This window comes from Paenibacillus mellifer (genome assembly GCF_023195895.1).
Taxonomy (GTDB): Bacteria; Bacillota; Bacilli; order Paenibacillales; family Paenibacillaceae; genus Fontibacillus; species Fontibacillus mellifer.
This window is the reverse complement of record NZ_JALPRK010000006.1, coordinates 105,695-121,737: the sequence shown is the minus strand read 5'-3', so window position 1 is coordinate 121,737 and position 16,043 is coordinate 105,695. Positions and strand designations below refer to the sequence as shown.

The 16,043-nt window shown below is 55.3% G+C and carries 10 protein-coding genes; 3 read left to right on the top strand and 7 right to left on the bottom strand.

The annotated features are described in order from the left end of the window. Positions 1–3: 3 nt before the first annotated feature. From M0651_RS08935 to M0651_RS08925, 3 genes are all read right to left on the bottom strand, one after another. Positions 4–768 carry a DUF1829 domain-containing protein gene (locus M0651_RS08935; protein WP_248551497.1) on the bottom strand — a complete coding sequence of 255 codons (765 nt, stop codon included), beginning with the start codon at positions 766–768 and terminating at the stop codon, positions 4–6. A 269-nt stretch (positions 769–1,037) separates the two neighbouring features. Beyond that, entirely contained in the window at positions 1,038–2,963 is a 1,926-nt protein-coding gene (locus M0651_RS08930) for a beta-N-acetylhexosaminidase (protein ID WP_248551496.1), read from the bottom strand. 42 nt (positions 2,964–3,005) lie between these two features. After that, entirely contained in the window at positions 3,006–3,866 is an 861-nt protein-coding gene (locus M0651_RS08925) for a helix-turn-helix domain-containing protein (RefSeq protein WP_248551495.1), read from the bottom strand. A 142-nt stretch (positions 3,867–4,008) separates the two neighbouring features. On the opposite strand from M0651_RS08925, the gene M0651_RS08920 reads away from it, so the two are divergent. The 3 genes from M0651_RS08920 to M0651_RS08910 all read left to right on the top strand — a co-directional run bounded on the left by M0651_RS08920 (position 4,009) and on the right by M0651_RS08910 (position 7,232). Further along, positions 4,009–5,067 carry a Gfo/Idh/MocA family protein gene (locus tag M0651_RS08920; RefSeq protein ID WP_248551494.1) on the top strand — a complete coding sequence of 353 codons (1,059 nt, stop codon included), beginning with the start codon at positions 4,009–4,011 and terminating at the stop codon, positions 5,065–5,067. Between the two features lie 27 nt (positions 5,068–5,094). After that, the gene (locus M0651_RS08915) at positions 5,095–5,973 is read left to right on the top strand and encodes a sugar phosphate isomerase/epimerase family protein (protein WP_248551493.1); all 879 of its coding nucleotides are present in this window, start codon (positions 5,095–5,097) and stop codon (positions 5,971–5,973) included. Between the two features lie 401 nt (positions 5,974–6,374). Continuing rightward, a complete protein-coding gene (locus tag M0651_RS08910; protein WP_248551492.1) occupies positions 6,375–7,232 on the top strand; it encodes a sugar phosphate isomerase/epimerase family protein in 858 nt (285 codons plus the stop codon). A gap of 251 nt (positions 7,233–7,483) precedes the next feature. Here the strand turns inward: M0651_RS08910 and M0651_RS08905 are convergent, their stop codons facing one another. The 4 genes from M0651_RS08905 to M0651_RS08890 form a co-directional block, all read right to left on the bottom strand. After that, on the bottom strand, positions 7,484–10,219 hold the full coding sequence (locus M0651_RS08905) for an alpha-mannosidase (RefSeq protein WP_248551491.1): 2,736 nt from the start codon (positions 10,217–10,219) through the stop codon (positions 7,484–7,486). Between the two features lie 49 nt (positions 10,220–10,268). Then, entirely contained in the window at positions 10,269–11,267 is a 999-nt protein-coding gene (locus M0651_RS08900; protein ID WP_248551490.1) for a glycoside hydrolase family 130 protein, read from the bottom strand. Positions 11,268–11,292: 25 nt separating this feature from the next. Next, positions 11,293–12,612, bottom strand: coding sequence for a glycoside hydrolase family 125 protein (locus tag M0651_RS08895; protein WP_248551489.1), 1,320 nt, complete (start codon positions 12,610–12,612; stop codon positions 11,293–11,295). A 311-nt stretch (positions 12,613–12,923) separates the two neighbouring features. Next, positions 12,924–16,040: an alpha-mannosidase gene (locus tag M0651_RS08890; RefSeq protein WP_248551488.1), complete on the bottom strand. Its 3,117-nt coding sequence runs from the start codon at positions 16,038–16,040 to the stop codon at positions 12,924–12,926. Positions 16,041–16,043: the final 3 nt, after the last annotated feature.

Below are 16,043 nucleotides of genomic sequence, written 5' to 3'. Positions count from 1 at the left end.
TAATTATGCTGAGAGTTCATTAATATACTGTCTTCTTCCTGACCATAAGATAGTTCTTACATCGTATTGTTTAAAGGCGCTAATTATATCACTGCTAATGGTCTTCTCCGCATCATTAATGATAGCGTAGAGGCTAGAGTCAGATTTTCTGGTATTTTTTATATTTTCCCATGCAAACAATACACTTTCAGCTTTCGATTTAGAGGGATTATTTATTGTTTGTATAATTCTTTCTCCCATTTGTTTAGATTTTGGGATAACAAAATCAAACTTTTGGGAGAAACCACTTTTCCCTGTAAAGATAACATTATCAGTATATCGAATGTCATTCATAATTAAGAAATTTTCAACGTCTTCCCAAAAAATACTTTGAATATTCATTCGCGTTGTAAGAAACATATCGTTGACAGTTAGCATTGCTTGCGCTAACATATGTTTCTTCTGTGGGAAGGTATCCATAGTGGCTTCCACAAAAAGTTCATCCTTATCTGACTTGGTAACACCATAGCTATTTAAAATAGTTTGGAGCATTTCTTTACGTTTTTTTGATCCATGAATGTCACAGCCAGATTGAATTAAGTCCGAAATAATGTACCCATCATCAGTAAGTTTAAGTTTGTCTCCCTGTGGAACAACATATATTTGTAAAAAATCATTATGCCGATCCATTAGAGGGGTTGTTATTTCGATCGCATCATTAATTAAAGTGATGTTCTGTTTTAACCACCCTAAATATGTATTAATCAATTGATCCTTAAGCAATTGCATGCTCCCCCTCCTTTCGTTGTTAATCAAGCATAAACTGCTGATAAATTGGCGGTAACTTATATTAGATAGATAAATTGTATGTCATATATTGGATGTGTCAACTAGTTTTTGATAATTCCCTCCACTATTCTGTATCAATTAAGTAAACCCGACCTCAGATAAGGAAAACTTATCGTTGATCGGGTTATATCTTTTATAGCTTCAAATCAAGCCACATGCCTATGAAATCTTCTAAGTCTACCGCTAAGTATCAGTCAAACTCCTAAAATTCACATCGACAGCGAACCCGCCGTCGCGATCTGATGGTACAAGCCGTTCACGTCGAGTGTGCCAAACACGTTGTTCTGGTTGAACACGAGGCGCTCCGCTTCCAGCTCTTCCAGTTGGGAGACCCGGCCGTTCACATAGTCCAACAAGCGGTCGCGGGCCGACGCGGCGCGGCTCAGCACACCGCCGTAACGGATGTCGAGCACTTCCCAGCCAAACGGCTTATACGTTCCTAGCCACAGCTCCCGGTGCGCCACTCGGAGTTCCTCGACCCGGCAGCGAAGCTCCGGCAGCGTCTCGTCGGCGATCCGCCGCAGCCCGTCCCGATCCCCGGCGTCGTAAAGGCGTTTGATCGTCACACCCAGCGTCGACTTCACGGACAGCGCGGCGGCGAGCTTTTCATAGAAGGCGAACATCGCGGCAAACGGCTCCGTCAACCCGCTTCCCTCTCCTTCACGGTAACCCCGCCATTTCTCAGCGAGCCCGGCATAATAATCCGGCAGCGTCCCTTCCATACCTTCCACATGCTTGTCAAACAAGCCGATCAGCGGATCCTGCCAGAGCAGGAACTTCGACGGATTCGCGCCGTAATAGTTCCCCTCGTGGACCTCCGGCACTTCATCCATCCCCTTCAACGCTTCGAGCGGCCCGAACAAATCCAGCCCCGTGCAGGCGGCCAGCCGCTTCTGCAGATGCTCGTCCGTCACCTCTCCGTCGTGGTAGCCGTATTCCGCAAACAGCTGCAGCCCCGGCAAAATCACAAAATGATTCGCCTCGTTCCCGTTGTCGCCCCATGCGGTCGCAAACACCTCTCGCAGACCGCTCCGCTTCGCTGCCCGCAGCGCCGGGTGCATGGAAGACCAGGTTTTGCCGTGGTTCGGGGCCATCAGGTTCCACATGTGGATGCCCCCCGCGAAGAGCGGCTCCGATCCAAGCAACCGATGCTTATCAAACACCTCTTTATACGCGTTCTCATCCGTCCCCCAATAGTTCCAGTAGACGAACCGGAGGCCGTCCGGGATTTTGGCCATATTTTCCGTGGAAAAATCCGCCTCCATATTGTACAACCCGCCCTGCACATCATTCGACAGCAGGTTGAAATACATATCGCTCCAGATCATCGGTTCCAGCCCCAGCTTCCCGGTGATCTCCATCACCCGCTCAACGTGCTCGTTCATCACCTCGAACCGGTCGCGGAAGCCGTTGTCCCGCAAATAGCGGCCCAATCCAACCTGGAACGCCTCGTCCATGCCGATATGGATCCGCTTCGACCGAAACGGCGCCGCAGCCGCCCGAATCGACTGCTCCAGGAATTCGTACGTCGCTGGCGCACCCGGCAGCACGATGTCGGGATGGTCCCGCAGCGGCTCCGCATAAAGCCATTTCAGCGCATGAAATAAATGCCCCAGCGTCTGGATGCACGGAATCATCTCGATGCCAAACAACGCCGCGTAATCGTCGCACTCCCGCAGTTCCTCCGCAGTGTACCGTCCCCGCATATAACCGAAGTAAGGCAATTCCGGCACCTCATACGTGTCCTCGGTATACATCATCAGGCCGTTCAGCCCCATGACCGCCATATACCGCAGCATCTGCTTGATCGCGTCCACCCGCATCACCGCATTGCGCGACGCGTCCAGCATCGTCCCATTGTAATCAAAGTTCGGACGTTCTAACAGATCAAACGCTTCCGACGTTTTAGCCTGCTCCACCAACAACCCCAGCGCACGGAAGAAATGAATCTTCTCCACGTACTCAATCCGGCCTTTTCCGCCGTTAAGCGAGACCCGCAATTGTCCAGCATCCTGAGGCAAACAAACGACTTCCACCGGCAATCCCGCAGGGTCTGACTGGAATCCGAGCTGGGCCTCCAACTCTTTTACGCCATAAACTAAATCCTCATCCATTCCTTGAAAATAAAGCTTCATCCCGTGAACCTCCTCTATTGTGTAAACCCCTACGCCCAGACCTTACTGTCCGCCCCGGCTCCGATAGCTCCGCGGCGAATAACCGGTGATTCGCTTAAACACGCGCGAAAAATAAAACGTATCCTGATATCCCAGCGCCTCGCCGATCTCTTTGACGCTTTTTTCCGTGTTAAGCAGGACGTTCTTGGCCTCGGCCGCTTTCAGCCGGTGAATGAACTCGTTCAGCGGATAACCCGAATATTCGTGCACGATCCGCCGCAGCGTCGACACCGAAATATGATGCCGCGCCGCCAGGTCCTCCGGCTCCGGGTTCGCGTACAGCGAAGCGGAGATGTCCTCGATCACCTTCATCACGAACCGTCCCCGGTTCCCAGCCTCCGCTTGGTCCGCCTGCGACACCAGCTCGTACAGGAACGCCTCCAGCATCAGCGAAGCCCGGTCGAGGTTGCTGGGAACGCCGCTGTCGATCAACATGAACATCAACTCCATCCGGTTGATGACCGAGTCGTCGATCGTCGCTTTATGGACCTGGTAGGGGTGCTGCAGCCAACGGTCGAGCCATTCCTCAACCCTTGGCCCTTCCACCGTGAAGTAATACTCGTCCCAGTGTCCCCCGTCGTGCGGGCCGTAATGAAACGTCTCGCCCGGGAATAGGCAGAACCACGAGCCCGCCGTAACCTCCTGCCTGTCCGCGCTGCCGACTTGGTAATACCCGCTCCCGCCCGTGATCACCACAAACGCCCAATACCGGAACCTTGCGTCGTCCCGCTGCATCGTGCGCCCGGGTAAATGACCGGCGTTGACGATGGCTAACGATTGAATTTTTCGCCGGCTCGCATCCACCGCGGGGTTGAACAGTCGAATCGGCTCAGGACTGATCATATAATCCAGATATTTTGTCATCCTGAACATTCTCCCTTTAAAATTCCTGTGCTAAATTAGGGGTGCCTAAACATAACTTTGAATAAATAAAACATATCCTAGCGAATGAATGCTCTCATTGTAGCAAACTCGCGCGGAGAACGAAAGGGTGCACCTTCGAAAAATGAGTGAACTGAACATCGGTTTGATCGGCAGCGGTTCGATTTCTGATTCCCATCTTCAGGCTTACCGCGCCAACCCGCGGGCCAAGCTGTTGGCGATCTGCGACATGAATGAAGAACGGGCCCGGAACATGGCGGGCAAGTACGACATTCCCCACGTTTACACGGATTATCGCGAACTGCTGGCCAACTCGGATGTTCAGGCGGTCAGCATCTGCACCTGGAACAATTCCCATGCCGCCATCAGCATTGACGCCCTGGAAGCGGGCAAACAAGTTCTCTGCGAAAAACCGCTCTGCATCACCGTGGATGAAGCATTGCAAATGCAGCAGGCGGTAGAGCGGACTGGTAACTTGCTGCAGGTCGGTTACGTACGCAGGCATGCCTCCAACATTGCAGTACTTCGGAAATTCATCGACGCCGGCGAACTCGGCGAGATTTATTTCGCTAAGGCGAGCCTGATCCGGCGGCTCGGCAATCCGGGCGGCTGGTTTGCCGACAAGGCGCGCTCGGGCGGCGGTCCGCTGATCGACATCGGCGTACATGTCATCGACCTCTGCTGGTACCTAATGGGCCGGCCGAAGGTGAAGTCCGTGAGCGGCAACATTTACGCCAAATTGGGCAACCGCTCGAATATCGAGAACTATGCCTTTTATCAAGCCGCAGATTACGACGCTTCCTTCAACACGGTCGAAGACATGGCCAATGCCTTGATCCGCTTCGAGAACGGTGCGTCGCTGATGGTCGACGTCAGCTTCTCCCTCCATGCCAAGCAAAATTCGGCCCTGGTTAACATTTACGGAGACAAGGGCGGCGCCGAAATTGAACCGGCGTTGTCCATCGTGACCGAGCGCCATAACACCATCCTTAACATCGATCCGCAAATCACTTCGCCGGGATTCGATTTTCAGGGTGGCTTCCAGAACGAAATCGATCATTTCGTCGCCAGTTGCCTGGATGGCGTCCCGCCAATCAGCCCCGTGGAGGACGGCGTGGAAATGATCAAAATCCTGAACGCGATTTACGAATCGGCCGCTGAAGGCCGGGAAATCCATTTCTAATTTGGAATCTAAGGAGGCGCGAACGGAATGAAGCTGAACAACAAAATCGGTATTATCGTCGACAGCTTTGGCGTAAGCGTGAAGGAAGGCTTGAAAAAGGCGAAGGCGACCGGGGCCGAAGGCGTACAGATTTATGCCGTTTCCGGCGAGATGGACCCGGCGGTCCTGATTGGACCCAAGCGCAAGGAGCTGCGCGATTACATCGACAGCCTGGGGCTTGAGATCTCCGCCCTTTGCGGCGACTTGGCTGGCCATGGGTTTCAGGACGCTGCGGCCAATCCAGCCAAAATCGAAAAGTCGAAGCGAATTCTCGATCTGGCAGTGGAGCTGGGCACCAACGTGGTAACCACGCATATCGGCATCGTGCCGGAGGACACCAACAGCCCGATTTACGCGGCCATGCAGCAGGCTTGCGAGGAGCTGGGCGTTTATGCCAAGAGCCTGAACGCTTATTTTGCCATCGAAACCGGACCCGAACCCGCCGCTCATCTCAAAAGCTTCCTAGACACCCTCACCACCAACGGCGTTTCCGTCAATTTTGACCCGGCCAACATGGTGATGGTCACGGGAGATGACCCGGTCCAAGGCGTTAAGACGCTTCGGGATTACATCGTCCACACGCATGTCAAAGACGGCATCCGCCGCCGTCCGGTCGATCCGCGAGACGTGTACGGCTTCCTCGGCTACGATGCGATGAGCCACGAGAAAATCGCCGAAATGGCTGGCAACGGAGCAGGCTTTGAGGAGGTACCGCTCGGAGCAGGAAGCGTTGACTTCTCGGCCTACTTCGCCGCCCTGCAAGAAATCGGCTATACCGGCTACCTGACGATCGAACGCGAAGTGGGCGACCACCCGGAGGAGGATATCCGCCAGGCGGTGAAGTTTATCCAGTCGTTTCGAGGCTAGTTACCCCACGGAGGGATCGGGAGACGGACGGCCGCTCCTACCGGACCGTCCGGTGCTACCGGATCGACCCGTGCTACTGGACCGACCGGTCTCGCGGTTCGCAGCCCCACGGGAGCCGGCCGGTCTCTCCACAGCTGCACGTAACGGACCCAAATGACCTTATTTGCTTATTTCCTGGCGATTCCCCGCCGTAACGGACTCCAGCGACCCTATAAGGCCCAACCAAAAGCCATTTTACCTGCTCCATTCGAAATAAGGTCTCCTCGGTCCGTTAAATAAGCTAATCACTCCAAAACCGGCAAATAACGCTTCTGGAGTCCGTTAGCTAGCTGAAACCCCCATTCTTCGCTTCGCATTGGAAAAATCGTCTGGGAACTACCACTAAAGGAGATGGACCATTTATGAAACTGGGAGTCAGTTCATACAGTCTCTATCAAGCGATGCAAGCCGGATCGATGTCCTTGCTTGAGGTTATCGATTGGGTCGCCAGTATCGGCGGCGAGCATATCGAAATCGTGCCGCTGGGGTTTAACTTCGTTGAAAATCCCGGGCTGATCGAGCAAATCCGTGAGCGCGCGGCGCAGGCCGGCATCGTCGTGTCCAACTATGCGATTGGCGCTAACTTCATCGTGGATTCGGAGGAGGCTTACGCGGCGGAGATCGCCCGCGTCAAACGCGAGGTCGACCACGCCCATGCCCTGGGCGCCAAGCTGATGCGGCACGACGTCGCCTCCCGGCCGGACACCTCGATCGTCCGGTTCCAGGAAGACCTGCCGCGGATCGCGAACGCCTGCCGGGAGATCGCCGATTATGCCGCACAGTACGGGATCACGACTAGCCTGGAAAACCACGGCTACTACGTGCAGGCCAGCGACCGGGTGCAAGCAGTGATCCATGCCGTCGACCGGCCCAACTACAAAACGACGCTCGACATCGGCAACTTCGTTTGCGTTGACGAGAACCCCGTCATCGCTGTAAAGAAGAACATCGGCTACGCCTCGATGGTTCACATCAAGGACTTTTACGTTCGGCCCGAGAACCGCAACCCCGGTGCCGGATGGTTCCGCAGCGCGGGTGGCCAGTACCTGCGAGGCGCCATCGCCGGTCAAGGCGACCTCGACCTGTGGGAGATCCTGCGCATCGTAAAGGCGTCCGGCTACGACGGCTACCTCTCCATCGAATACGAAGGCATGGAGGACTGCCGCCAAGGCACGCGCATCGCCTTCGACAACGTGCGGCGCATCTGGGAAGAGGTCTAACTCAGATTCATCTACAGTGAGGTATACTTTCGTATACCTCATTTTTTAATGAGCTGGGCCACCTCTTGCTGTGTGGGAGCTTTGCACGATTATCCCCTTGAATCAGATGGAATCAGGTTCCTGAACAAAAGGGATAATCGTGCAAAAGAGCTCCCAAAGACAAAACAAAAAGGTTACCCCGCCATTACAAGTCATGGCAGGATAACCTTTAATCCCTCTTCCCGGTCTAGGTTCAGCAGAGGTCCCCCGAATTACCGGCGAATCCCGATCGTGACGATTTCGCACGGACCGGCCAACAGGGACAGACATCCTGCCGCGCTCTTGGCCAGCGGTGCCGCTTCTTCCTCGAGAATCGTTGTTTTATAGAAATGCTCATGCGGAATGTTCAAACCAAGCGTCAGCTCCGAAGACTGCTTGCTCATGTTGTACCAACGCAGCAGCAGGTCGCCGGTCGCCTCGTTCATTTTGAGCGAGGAGAACGCCAGCTCCTGGCCTTCCCATTGGAACGGCGCGTACGCCGGGGTCAACGTGCCCGCATGCATTTCCGTCTGGCTGACCGTCCACGGAATCTGGAACTGGTACGCTTCCGTAAAGGCGCCGGACGCGATGCCGTCGCCGTTATGCGGGATCAGCTCCATCCGTGCGGTGTGTACGCCCAGACACTGGGCTTCCGGCGTCGGGAACAAGCCCCAGTCGCCGAGTTCGCCCACGGAGCGAAGCAGTGTAACCGCGATCGTGTTCCGACCGTCACGCAACACCTCGTATTCGTTCAAGCCGAGGTTGGCCACCGTCAAGCCGGCTCCTTCGCCCCTTACGTCCACGAACGCTTGTTGATGCTGGGTGTTGCTCGGATTTTCCCATTCCGGCGCCGGCTCGATGCTGCGTTCGGCGATCTCAAACATGGAATCCACCTGATGCATCGAGGCTTTCAGATCCGTTGGGAACAGGGCGCGAATCCGATGGTCCTTCGCCGTGTTGTCGATCGTCGTTTCGATGTGAATGCCCTTGCCGGCGGCTTCCAGCGAAATGACCGTGCGGAGCTTCAACGTCGTCAGCTTGCTGCTGCGCTTCGCTTTGCGGTGCGGATAATACACTAACTCGCGTTTTTCCTCGTCCAGCTTCTCATCGGCCGACACCGGAATTTCCCAGTCGTGGCACACTTCCACGGAAGCGCGGTAAGGAGCATCCTCCAGCACGCGGATTTGGGCCGCCAGTCCTTTCGTGGTCAACGCCTTTTCGCCTTCCGGCTGCTTGTACATGTACTCGTTCCCGATATCCCCAGTATTCTCATACACGCCAAGATCGCGATACACCTGACCCGTCGCTTTATCCGTCATCACGAAGGATCCGTCTTCCGCGATTTCCACCTTCAGGTTCGCATTCTCCATCACCCAGTGACCGGTGAACAAAGAAGCCGGCTTCGCCGTTGCCGCTACCGATTTCCGGCGTACCCAAGCGTAGGTGCGCAAGCCCAGAGCAGCGACGTCCGCCGCTTGGAATGTCAGCTTCACACGGCGGCACATGTACGGCTGGCGGAACTTGTCGTCCGGCAAATCGTAGCCGAACAGCAGCCCGAGGTCCTCCGCCTTGCAAGGCACTGTGTTCCCCTGCTCGTCGACCAGTTCGCGGCCCGACAGGTCCACCGCCTTCATGCGGCGGCCGGTCTCTTCAAGGCCAAGGCCGTCACGTAAATACAGGCGGGCGGCGTCCAGCTCAATGGACACCGTGCCCGTACGGTTCCAGCCGGTCGTGTTGAACACGACCAGCGGCAACGGGTCTTCGCCATACTGAGCGAAGACGGAGGTGTTCACTGCATCGGCGATCACCCGCTTGCTGTCGTCGATGAGCGCCTCGGCAACGTGGCGGCTCTTCGCGAAGCGGGTGACCATCTCGCGGTGAACCTCGTCTACGCTGCATCCGCAGATGCTGTCATGCGGATGGTTCTGCATCAACGTTTTCCACGCATACGTAAACAGGTGATGCGGGTAATCCTTCCCGAGCAGGTTCGCCATCGAGGCGAGCGGCTCGGCAACTTTCTCCAGCAAGGCTTGGCCTTCCTGGTTCATTTGTTTCAAGTACACGCGTGCGGAAGCGGTGTTCACAAGGGTGCCCCAGCCATCCGTACGTTGACTGCGCAGTTCGCCCTTCACCGTGGACAGCTCGCGGCCTTCCAGCGCCGATTCCAGCTCGTTCAAATATTCTGGGAAGTTCGAATGAACGAACTTCGTATCCGGGTACAGCTTCTCCGCCGTACGGATCGCCTCTGGCAGATCCAGTTGCAGAGGCTGATGGTCACAGCCGTTCATGAACAGCAACTCGCCCGTGGCTGCGTATTTCTCCGCGTCCGCCAACTTGCGATCCCAGAACGCCTTCGCTTCCGTCTCATCCACCGGCACTTCGTTGCCGTTGGAATACCAGTTGGCGAACAAGATACCGAGCACCTTGGAGCCGTCCGGCCCTTCCCAGATGAGTTCTGAGAAGGAAGACTCGTACCCGCCGTCCGACACGGTATTATTGAAGCCGGTTGGCTTCACCCCGCGGCCAAAGAAGGCGTTCCCGATCCCGGACTGCTGCATCAGCTGCGGGATTTGCCCGACGAGGCCGAAGGTGTCGGGGAAATAACCGATCTTAGCCGGAGTACCGTATTTTAACGCGTCCTGGTGGCCGATTTGCATGTTGCGGACATTCGCTTCGCCACTCGTCAGGAACGCATCCTGCAGAATGTACCAAGGCCCGATTAGGATACGGCCTTCGCGGATATATTTTTCCAAACGTTTCTTGTTCTCCGGTCGTACCTGCAGGTAATCCTCAAGAATAATCGTTTGACCGTCAAGGTAAAAGCTGCGGAACGCCGAATCGCCGTCCAATTTATCCAGCAGTGCGTCCACCAGCTCCACCAGGCGAACGTGATGTTTCTCGTAAGGCAAATACCATTCCCGATCCCAGTGTGTATGGGAAATGATATGGGCCGTTCTCTGTTTGCTCATTGATCTAACCCCCCACTTTCCTCCGTGGTTTGATATCGCCACAGACGGCTTACGCTTCCGTCTCCAGCGGATATTCTTCCATATACTTCAGCAGCTCGTCCACGGTGGTGAACGCGAGGCCGGTTACCGTATCGGCGCAGCCATAATAGATAGCGATGCGGCCGGTCTCGGCGTCGGTCAATGCTGCGCAAGGGAAGGTGACGTTCGGCACGTCGCCAACTAATTCATACAGCTCTTCCGGGCCGAGGATGTAGTTGCGCGAACGCGCTTTGACGATCCATGGCTTGTCGATGTCGAGCAGGGCGCAGCCCATGCGGTATACGAAGCCGTTGCAAGTATTGATAACGCCGTGGTAGATTAACAGCCAACCTTGGTCGGTTTCGATCGGAACCGGTCCTGGACCGATTTTTTTCGATTGCCATGCGGAAGCATCGCCGTTAATTGTCCCCATGACGTAGCGGTGTTTGCCCCAGAACGTCAGGTCCGGGCTGACACTGTAGAAAATATCGCCAAATGGCGTATGCCCCGTGTCGCTTGGACGGCTGACCATCGCATAGTAACCGTCGATTTTACGCGGGAACAACACGCCATTGCGGTTGTACGGCAGGAAGGCGTTCTCCAACTGATGGAATGTCTTGAAGTCGGTTGTGTAAGCAATCCCGATCGTTGGGCCATGGTAGCCATTACACCAGGTGATGTAGTAACGGTCGCCGATTTGGGTGACGCGCGGGTCATAACGGTATTCGCGTTTGGTGATCTCCTCGTCGCCTTCGAATTGGATCGGCTCGTGGTTGATTTTCCAGTTCACGCCGTCGTCGCTGAAGCCTGCAAAAATGTCCATGCTGACCGAACGGGAATCGCAGCGGAATACGCCGGCAAATCCGCCTTCAAAAGGCACGACCGCAGAGTTAAACACGCTGTTGGAGTTCGGGATCGCGTGCCGCTGGATGATCGGGTTCTGGGAGTAACGCCATACCGGCGCGTTCGAACCGGCCGGTTTTTCTTGCCAAGGGATATTTTTCAGGGCTTCGCCGATAATTTTGCTCATGGTCAAGTCTCCTTTGGTTTTAGGTTTACAAAATGCCTTCCTGCATTGCACGATACACTAGCTGCGAGAACAAGCTGTTCGACCAGGCGAACCATTTACGCGTAAAGGTATTCGGTTCGTCGGCGTGGAAGCCTTCATGCATATAACCGGTACCCGCGTCGGTAGCCTCCAGCATTGCGATCATTTCCAGCTTTTCTTCCTTCGTTTGCGCCGTGATGCCTTGCATCGACAAGGCCATATGCCAGATGTAGTTCTCCGGCGTATGCGGGCTGCCGATGCCTTTGGCCGCTTTGCCTTCGAAGTAGAACGGGTTCTCCTTGCTCAAGGCAAAACGCCGCGTATTTTGATAGATCGGATCATCCGCGCCAACGTAACCCAGATACGGAATGGACATGAGTCCCGGCGTACCGGCGTCGTCCATCAGGCAGTAGTTGCCAAATCCGTCAGTTTCGTAAGCGTAAATCGGTCCGAATTCCGGATGGCGATAAATCCCGTACAGCTGGATCCCATGATTGACCTCGAACTCCAGTTCCTTCAGCTCGCCCAGGAAGTCCATGTCGCGGAAGACCCATTCGGCGAATTCCTGCATTTGACGCAGCGTTACAACCGCAAACATGTTGCCCGGAATGTTGTAGTGGAAGTCGCAGGCGTCGTCGCTGGAGCGGAAGCCCGACCAGATCATTCCCGTATAGTTCACCGGCATCCCCAAACCGTTGTTTCGCAAGGAATCGGTTGGGATCCCATTATTGCGGGTAAAGCGGTAAGGTGATTGCTCAAAGTGATGCTGCTCGGTTTTGAACAACTCATAGATTTTCCGCATGGCGGCTTTGAAGCCAGCGTCAAAAATATCGGTTTGCTCGGTTTCCTTCCAGTACGTATAAGCCAATCGAACAACAAAGCACAAGGAGTCGATTTCGAATTTACGCTCCCATACCCAAGGAGACATCTCCGTCACGTCGGTCGTGTTCCAATGCCAATCGTTAGCCGATTCGTTAAACGCGTTGGCGTAGGGATCGATATGCACATAGTTGATGTGGCGTTTGATTAACCCGCTGATGATCCGCTGCAAATCGGGATCGTTCTTGGCGAACGGCACATAGTGGATGACCTGCTCCACGGAATCGCGTAGCCAGGAGGCCGGGATATCACCGGTGATGACAAAGGTCGTTCCGTCGTCCATCAGCTTTGTTGTTGTTTCCAGCGTGTTCGGAAAACAGTTCTTGAACAGCTGCAGCAATTTCGGGCGATGCGCCAGTTTCGTTTCAGCCTCAGCCAGCACGTCCTTGACGGCTTGCGGCAATTCCAGCTGCGGCATCGGTATTTTCGGGAGTCTAAATTGTTCCATGAGCTTGTCTTCTCGCTCCTTTATAGTCATTTCATTTGGCTTCGCTTAAAACGGTTGGGGGCGGCCCGGCGGCAAGCATCAGATTAACGGTAAATCCTACTGCTAATGTGCCGATTTCCCGCCAATCGTTAATTTAACGGTAAATCGTGCTGCTATTTCAGCCTACTTGGCCCAAGTCGTCGGATATTCGATAAATTAACGGTAGAAATTCCCGTTAAATTCAACCGATCCCAAGATACAGTCAAAATTAACGTTACTTTTTCCAGCTAATCTCTCGTGCCTCCACACGAGCCCCCACAAATGTTCACATCTTACTTCAACTTCAGCGTCTTAATCTCATACGGGGCAAAATCGAGCTCGATCCGCCCAGCGTCCATCGCCAGCGGCTCAAGCTCCCGCTCCAGCGCATCGGACAGGAACGCGCCCGAAACCGGATCGTGCCAATTCAACGCTACGCGCTCGCGGCCGCCTGCCGATTCGTACAGACGCAGGATCACGCCGTCGCCGTCCTCGGCCGGTTTCACCGTGTCGAGCACGACATGCTCGCCCGCAAATCCGAGCAGCGTCCCCGTGGAAGGGAGCGTGCCATCATGCGTTCCAGCCGCCAGCACTACCGGCGTGTGATTCAGCTCAGCCGCAGCGCGCACCGTATGAGCCGTCTGCCAGTCGCCTTGGTGCGGATACAGCGAATACGTAAACTCGTGCTCGCCCAGATCGGCGGTCACATCCGGCCATTTCGGCGCCCGCAGCAGTGACAAACGCATCGTGCTACCCTGAATGTCGTAGCCGTATTTGCAGTCGTTCAGAAGGCTGACGCCGTAGCCGCGTTCGGAAACGTCGGCGAATCGGTGTCCGCACACCTCAAATTGCGCCTGCTCCCAGCTCGTGTTGCGATGCGTTGGGCGTTCCAGTGCACCAAACGGAATTTCGTAAGTTGCTTTGTCTGTAACGACATCGATCGGGAAGCCGACCTTCAGCAGCTTATGGGCTTCGTTCCAGCTCACCTTCGTTTGGAAGTCAATCCGCTTATCATGATGATACAGAATCACATCCTGCGTGATTTCCGATTGACCGATGCTCCAGCGGAAGCGCAACACGTCCTGGATTGGACCGCTTGCAACCAAACCGCACTCCAGCAATACGGCCTCTCCGGCCGGCTGCTGTTCATAACGCGGGTCAATGTCCCAAGCGTCCCACAGCGTCGGACGGTCGTGGTAGAAGTGGAAACGGTTCGCGCTTTCACCCGACTTCACGACCTCACGGTTCGCTTTCTTATCCCACAGACTGACGATCTCCCCGCGGCCATTGAATTTCAGGCGGTAGAATTCCGTTTCCCACTCGCCTTGGAACACCTTGCTTCCGGCCGGTGAATTCGCCGCCGCTCCTGCCGCTGTATCCGCCTCGGAGCGCAGCCAAATCGTCCTGTAGCCAAGCGCCGGAACTTGCGGCACACGGACCCAAGCCGCTGCTTCTCCGTGAAGATCCGTCCGGATGTCCAGCTCAAGGCGCGTACCTTGCTCGTCGAAAGCAGCCGCGCCGCCGAGATCAACTTGATCGGGAAGTGCCACGACCATATCGCGCGTCCAGCCAAGGCTGTTGAAGACGACGTAAGGCGTACCTTCGCCGGAGGTTTTTACCTGTTCAACCAGCGTCGTAAGGCCATGACGCAGTCCAACTTGGCCTTTCTCAAAAATTTCTACATATTCTTTCGTCGACGTCTCGTATGCTTCGGTGATCGCCGAACCCGGGATAATGTCGTGGAACTGATTCAACAGGATCAACTTCCAGCCCGCCTGTAGCGTGCTTTGGGCCTCGCGTTGTTGATCCGCTGGCATCAACGCAGCGGCCAATGCATTCCACAGCTCGGCTTCGCGGTACAAAATCTCCGCTTTGCGATTGCTGCGCTTGTTGCGCCCGTGGGTCGTATACGTCCCCCGGTGCAATTCCAAATACAGATCGCCGTGCCAAGCCGGCAGCTTCGGCTGCGCCGCTTCGATTCTGGCGAAGAACTCCGTCGCCGTGCTATATTCGCTCGCCGGCTGACCTACCATCAGCTCGGCGCGGTTAATGTACTCCAGCATTTCGCGGGTGACCCCGCCGCCGCCGTCGCCATGTCCGTAGAGCAGCATTTGCTCCGGATGAACGGCTTTCTGGCGATAAGACTGCCAGTGGTCATGAACGTCCTTCGGCAGCGTGTTTTCGTTTACGCCGTGGTTGAGATACGACAACATCGGCGTACCGTCGATGCCCACCCAATGGAATAGGTCGTACGGGAATACATTGGTGTCGTTCCAACCCAGCTTGGTCGTCATGAAATAGCGAATTCCGCCATGCTTCAAGATTTGCGGCAAAGAGGCGCAATAACCAAATGTGTCCGGCAGCCATTCGATTTCGGAGGTAAATCCAAACTCCTCCTGATAGAAACGTTGCCCATACAACATCTGACGCATCAGCGATTCGCCGCTTGGCAAGTTCAGATCCGGCTCTACCCACATGCCGCCAACCAATTCCCAGCGGCCTTCCTTGATCCGCGCCTTCACCCGCTCGTACAACTCGGGGTCGTTCTCCTTCAGGAAGGCGAACAACAGCGGTTGGCTTTGCGTGTAGCGGTATTCCGGGTACTCGCGCATCAACGCATCCACCGTCGAGAATGTCCGGCTGGTCTTGCGCACCGTCTCCCGCACCGGCCATAACCAGGCGATGTCGATATGCGATTGGCCGACCATTTGGATCAGGCCTTCGGCATTGCCGCCGATCGCTTTGACCCGTTCAGTGAGCTTCTTCTCCAGCTTAGCAATCGCCCCGCCTTCGCGGACCGCTTCCGCATCCAGCGCTACGAAACCGTCCATGGCGTCATACAACGCCTCGATCAAGCGGGTGCGGCGGAAATCCTGCTCCGGCAGCAGTACGGCGGAATCGCGGACGATCGTCGCCGTATACATCAAGCTTTGCACCGGGCGGTTCACCAGTACCATGCGACTGTCAATCCGCGTAATCGGCGGTTGAATCACCGCTTGTTGGTTCAGCGGATCCACCGGCTCGGGGATCGGATCATACAGCTCGATCTCCAGCGAGAGCGAGCCTTGTCCTTGCTCCTGCGGCAACGTCACGAACGTATGATTCCGATCCAGGCCCTGAGCCGATTTGCCGTTGATTCGAAGCAGTCCTTCTCCGCCGGAAGCAAAGATAAATCCGACCTGACCGCCGCGCCATCCTTCCGGGATTTCCAACTGCGTCCGGAAGAAATACGTTGTTCCCTGCGTGCTCGGGAACCGCTCGAAGACTTGCCCCTCCGGATAAGGTGTTTCCTTGGTGTAACTTCCGGGAACCTGATAGACGGAAGAAGTAATCTCCCACCCGCGCAGCTCGATCTGATCAAGCCACTGAGCTTCCGATAACTCCCGGATAAAACGTCTGATGCGTTCCATTTA